A 5,111-nucleotide genomic window follows, 5' to 3' on the forward strand; every position below is an offset into this window, starting at 1 on the left:
GTCGCGCAGCGGACGACGCGACCGCCGACGGCGGGACCGACGCGGCCGAGGTCGCCGATCCGGTCGACGAACCGCCGGCCGGCGTCGACGACGTTCCGGCCGAGCGGCTGAACAACAGCCGGCTCCTCGGCGGCCTGATCGCGCTCTCGGGGGTCGCCGTCGTCGCCTACCAGTTCCTCGGGCAGGGGCTCGGGGCGTTCACGCTAAACGCGGTCAACTTCGGGTTCCTCTTCGCCGGCCTCCTCATCTACCAGCGCCCGGCGTACTACCGCGACCGATTCAACGAGGCCGCCGGCGCGGCGGCCGGCATCGTCCTCCTCTTCCCCTTCTTCGCGGGGATTCAGGGGATCATGGCCGACTCCGGGCTCGCGCTGCTGCTCGCCGAGGCGCTCCTCGACGTGTCGACGGCGGCGACGTACCCCGTCGTCGCCTGGCTCGTCGGCGCCGTCGCGAACGTGTTCGTTCCCTCCGGCGGCGGCGAGTGGCTCGTCATCGGTCCCTCAGTGCTGCAGGCCGCGGAGAGCCTGGGCGTCCCCTACGGGCAGGCGACGATCGCGTACGCGGTCGGCGACGCGCACACGAACCTGCTGAACCCGTTCTGGGCGCTGCCGCTGCTGGCGATCACGGAGGTCAAAGCGCGGGAGATGTTCGGGTACGCGATCGCGATGCTGCTCGCGCTGATCCCGTTCCTCGCGGTCGCGCTATACGCGGTGCCGTACTGAGCCGCGGAGCGGCCCTTTTCAATCGTCGTCCGCGGCCGCGCCGCCGGCGCCGTCGGTGTCCCCGCCGGCCGCGGTCGCCTCCTCGTCCTCGATGCTCGGCGGGTACTTGCCGCGGTCCAGCTTCAGGTCGGACTGCGGGCGCGCCATGCAGGTGAGCGCGTACTCCTCCGCCTCATCGTCGGTGAGCCCGCGGGCCGCGGGCTGGGTCACCTCGCCCTCGACGATCTCGGCGGAGCAGGCGAGGCACATCCCGACGCGGCAGGAGTACTCTTGGGCGATCCCCGCCTCGATACAGGAGCTGAGGACCGTCTCCGTGTCGGCCACCTCGATCGTCTCGCCGGTGCCGACGAACTCGACGGTGTACTCTGTCATGGCGCGGAGTACCCGCCGACCAATCAAAAAGGGTTCCCCTCGATCCAGTCGCCGGCGCGGGGACGGAAGAATAAGTGGGCGGTGGTGGTTGGGCCGGTTCGCGTCGGTCCGTCGTTGTCGTTATTGGGTGGGTGAACACCGTCAAAGCCCCAGCCGTTCGATTATGAATGGCTAATACTGGATCGCCAGCGAACACCTCCAAAGCACCAGCCGGGAGACGGTCGCACGCTCGCTGCGCTTCTCGGTCGCTCACTCCGCTCGCTCCCTGCGGTGCTTGCGTCACCTGCGACCGTCTCCCGGCTGCCCCTTTGAGTCCCACCCGACCCCGACCGCACAACACCTCACGCCTCCCCAGCCTCGTCGCTCACTTCGTCGCCGGCGCTTCGCGCCGGCTGCCCGTGGCGCTACGCGCCACGCCGTTCGCGACTCCCTCGCGCGTGCTCCTCGCGGCCGATGGCCGCTCGTAGGCACGCGCCACCGCACTTGTCTCGATCGACTCATCGTTTCGCAACGACTCTTCCACACTCACCCTCCCACTCATCGCAACGACTAATCCCCCGCCGGACGCTTCCCGAGGTATGACCGAGAAGGCCACCGCGCGAGCCCACCCGATCCAGGGGCTCGTCAAGTACCACGGGATGCGCGACCCGGAGCTCCGGCTCCCGTACCACGACAGCATCAGCCTCTGTACCGCCCCGACCGCGACGACGACGACGGTCGAGTGGCAGCCCGACGCGAGCGAGGACACGTACGTCATCGGCGGCGAGGCGGTCGACGGCCGGGCCGCCGAGCGCATCGATATGGTCGTCGACCACGTCCGCGAGCTGGCCGGCGTCGACGCCGCGGTCCGGCTGGAGAGCGAGAACTCCTTCCCGTCGAACATCGGCTTCGGCTCCTCGTCGTCGGGGTTCGCGGCCGCCGCGCTCGCGCTCGTCGAGGCCGCCGGCCTCGACCGCTCCCTGCCCGAGGTCTCCACGATCGCCCGCCGCGGCTCCTCCTCCGCGGCCCGGGCCGTCACCGGGGCCTACTCCCGGCTCGACGCCGGGCTCAACGACGAGGACTGTCGCTCGCACCGTCTGGACGTGGGCGTCGGCGAGGACGGGTTCGACCCCGAGGAGGACCTCCGGATCGTCGCCGCGCACGTCCCCGCTTATAAAGAGACCGAGGAGGCGCACCGCGAGGCCGCCGCGAGCCACATGATGCAGGCGCGGACCGCCCACGTGCAGGACCAGCTCGTCGAGATGACCGACGCGCTCCGCGAGGGCGACTTCGATCGAATCTTCGGGACCGCTGAGCACGACTCGCTCTCGCTGACGGCCACCACGATGACCGGCCCCGCCGGGTGGGTGTACTGGCAGCCGGAGACGATCCAAGTGTTCAACGCGGTCCGCGAACTGCGCGAGTCGGGCGTCCCGGTCTACTTCTCGACGGACACCGGCGCCTCGGTGTACGTGAACACGCTCGCCGACCACGTCGACGAAGTCGAGAGCAGAATCAGCGAGATCGGCATCGACACCGACGTCTGGGAGGTCGGCGGGCCTGCGCACGTGCTCGACGAGAGCGAGGCGCTGTTTTAAGTCGGACCGGCGATCTGCCGCTCGTGGACGGTCGGCGGGTCACGACCGGCACCACCTCCGATGCGAGCCGTTCATCAGACCCACTTATTCGAATCCGTCGAAAGTCGAGAGTGCTATCGCGTTCGTCGGTAAATTTTATGTCTCTTGCTAACGTACATCACGGGTGCGGACACAGCGGGGACATACCGGACGACCCGAATGGGTGCGTCTGTCAAGACGGGCTCAATCGGGTTGGAGGTAAAATCAGACCCCCCGACAGGGAAGTGAGATGAACGCCTCGAAGGAGAACCGAAGCGTGCCGGAAACAGTCCCGCCGGCAGGACTGTCGTAAAGGTCAAGTATCGGGCCTTGGGCGACTAAAGTCCGAGAAACCGGCTGCTGGCAACCGCTGGTGAAAGTCCAGCCAAAGCCCCAAAGGGCAACGCCGGGAAAGACCGGCTACAGCCAGCGCAGGTCGGAAGGGCCGTACGGTGCGCGGAAAACGTCTCCCGTCCGGGTCTTAACCGCGGTGTTCGCCCGTTCTCGACAAAGTACCACCGAACAGCGCTGCTGCACGCCGACGCGCTCGCGGCAGTTGCAGGCCGAGCGGGATGATCTCGTTCACACGCGGGCCTGACGGTTGCTGTGGTCTCGATCGCCGCGAAAGAACTCCCCTCCGGTGTTGATTCGATTCTCCGTACTCGTCACGGCGGGTCAACCATGTCCTTCGATGAACCCGTCAACGGCGCGAGTTACTCGTCCGGATCTTCGCCGCGCGCCCGCTTGTACATCGCTAACGCCTCCTCGCGCCGCTCCGAGTGGTCGACGATCGGGGAGGGGTAGTCGGGCGCCGCGTTCGCGCGCTGCGTCGGCGAGAGCTCGTGCCACTCGTGGATGAGGTCGGCGTCGAGCCCCCGAAGCTCCGGGACGAATTCTTTGATGTACTCCGCGTCGGGGTCGTAGCGCTCCCCCTGCGTCATCGGGTTGAAGATGCGGAAGTAGGGCTGGGCGTCGGTCCCCGTCGAGGCCGCCCACTGCCAGCCGCCGTTGTCGTTGGCGGTGTCGTGGTCGGCCAGCCGCTCCCGGAAGTGCTCGTAGCCGTGGCGCCAGTCGGCGAGCAGGTCCTTCGTGAGGAAGGAGGCGACGATCATCCTGACGCGGTTATGCATGAACGCCTCCTCGCGGAGCTGACGCATCCCGGCGTCGACGATGGGGTACCCCGTCTCGCCGCGCTTCCAGGCCGCGATTTCCTCGGGGTCGTCGCGCCACTCGATCCCCTCCTCGTACTGCTTGTAGTTATCCGTCACCACCTCGGGGTTGTGGTACAGCACCTGCGTGTAGAACTCGCGCCAGGCGAGCTGCTGCTGGTACTCCTCGACCGCGGCGACGGGGCCGTCGTCGTCATCGTCGCCCTCCTCGCCGTTCTCCTCGGCCCGCTCCTCCGCCGCAGCCATCGCGCGCTCGGTCGCCTCGTAGGCCTCGCGCACCCCGATCTCGCCGTATTTTAAAAAGGCCGACATACGAGAGGTCGACTCGCGGGCGGGGTAGTCGCGCTCCGCGTCGTATCCGAACACCGCCTCCGAGAGGAAGTCGTCGAGCCGCTCGCGGGCCGCCTCGGTGCCGGCGGGACCCACCTCCGCGTCGGGCTCCGCGAAGCCCAGGTCGGCGGGGGTAGGCAGGTCGCCGACGGCGACGCGATCGGTATCGACGCCGCCGTCTGCGACGGCGCCGTCGTCGCCGTTAGCGGCCGCGGTCAGCGCGTCGACGTCGACGAGGTCCGCCGCTTCCGGGGTCGGCGCCGGCGGGTCGGTCTCTCGGTCGGTCCACTTCCGCCAGTAGTAGGTGTACACCGAGTACGGGTCGCCGGCGTTCGTCCGGATCGAGTCCGGCGTGTGCAACACCGCGTCGTGGTGCGCCTCGCGCTCGATTCCGGCCTCGTTGAGCGCCTTGCGGACCGCGGCGTCGCGCTCGCGCGCGAGCCCCGAGTAGTCTCGGTTCCAGACGACGCGGTCGGCGTCGAGGCTCGCGGCCAGTTCGGGGAGCGCGGTCTCCGGGTCGCCGCGGGCGACGAGGAGGTCGCTCCCGCGGTCGCGGTAGTCGTCTCGCAGCGCCGCGAGCCCGTCGAGCAGGCGGCGCACTCGCACGTCGCTGGCGTGCGCGAGCACGTCGTCGTCGAAGACGAAGACGCCCGCGACCTCGCCCCTGTCGGCGGCGGCCGCGAGCCCGACGTTGTCGGCGAGTCTGAGGTCCCGTCGGTGCCAGAACAGCTCCATACGATGGACACGGGAGCGAGCACCGTGAAACCACCGGCGGGGTCGCGGATCGACCGCCACGGTGTGGTCCACGGATCGACCGCAGTGGCGTCGTCCGCACACCGGCCGCCACGAGGTCGTCACCTGACCGACACCGACGACGTTCTCCGCGGTCGACTCACAGCTCCGGGCGGCCGGTGTGCGGACGA

The 5,111-nt window shown here is 69.0% G+C and carries 4 protein-coding genes; 2 read left to right on the forward strand and 2 right to left on the reverse strand.

Going from position 1 to position 5,111, the window contains the following annotated elements; all coding sequences use genetic code 11:
- Positions 1-722 (forward strand): TIGR00366 family protein (locus DJ74_RS13945; protein ID WP_141212714.1); only part of this gene is annotated, 722 nt, incomplete at its 5' end.
- Between the two features lie 18 nt (positions 723-740).
- On the opposite strand, the gene DJ74_RS13950 is transcribed toward DJ74_RS13945, so the two are convergent.
- Positions 741-1,094, reverse strand: a complete 354-nt coding sequence (locus DJ74_RS13950; RefSeq protein ID WP_094527633.1) for a 2Fe-2S iron-sulfur cluster-binding protein — start codon at positions 1,092-1,094, stop codon at positions 741-743.
- A gap of 578 nt (positions 1,095-1,672) precedes the next feature.
- Here DJ74_RS13950 and mvaD point away from each other — a divergent pair.
- Positions 1,673-2,671, forward strand: a complete 999-nt coding sequence (gene mvaD, locus DJ74_RS13955) for a phosphomevalonate decarboxylase MvaD (RefSeq protein WP_094527634.1) — start codon at positions 1,673-1,675, stop codon at positions 2,669-2,671.
- Between the two features lie 731 nt (positions 2,672-3,402).
- On the opposite strand, the gene DJ74_RS13960 is transcribed toward mvaD, so the two are convergent.
- A complete protein-coding gene (locus tag DJ74_RS13960) occupies positions 3,403-4,923 on the reverse strand; it encodes a deoxyribodipyrimidine photo-lyase (RefSeq protein ID WP_094527635.1) in 1,521 nt (506 codons plus the stop codon).
- Positions 4,924-5,111 lie beyond the last annotated feature (188 nt).

This window comes from Halorubrum sp. Ea8 (genome assembly GCF_002252925.1).
Lineage (GTDB): Archaea > Halobacteriota > Halobacteria > Halobacteriales > Haloferacaceae > Halorubrum.